The organism is Blautia sp. DFI.3.45 (genome assembly GCF_020593505.1).
Classification (GTDB): domain Bacteria; phylum Bacillota; class Clostridia; order Lachnospirales; family Lachnospiraceae; genus Blautia_A; species Blautia_A wexlerae.
In genome coordinates this window covers 1-383 of the sequence record NZ_JAJDMI010000182.1, presented here as the reverse complement: position 1 = coordinate 383, position 383 = coordinate 1, and the positions used below count along the sequence as shown (strand labels likewise).

1 pseudogene is annotated in these 383 nt (G+C 41.8%); it reads right to left on the bottom strand.

From position 1 onward, the window contains the following. Nucleotides 1-66: 66 nt before the first annotated feature. Nucleotides 67-383: pseudogene (locus LJE09_RS17520) on the bottom strand (ABC transporter permease); the annotation flags it as partial.

Genomic DNA, 383 nt, shown 5'->3' with positions numbered 1-383 from the left:
CACAAGGACGAATGTTAATGCTAAAACTATTTTCTTCATAAAATCATCACCAGCCATTCCTTGGTGCTACCTTTTTGACCTTTTCTTTGTTTGGGTTGCTTCTCGCTCTTTCATGCACAAAATCAAGATGGCAGAAATAACAACAGCAAGCACAAGACTGCAAGAACAGATTCCGATGTTCCAGTTGACTGCGGTATCATAGCTACGGTAGCCTACCATTCCGAGACTTGCGGTAATCGGATAAAGGTTTGCTAATGTCATATTTCCTGCGGCAAACATCCCTCCATATCCATAGACAAAAGCAATTATTACACCGACTAAAAAGCTACCTGCCCTCCGACAAGTAAGAGCGATAATCGGCAGAACCGCAAGATATAAAAAGA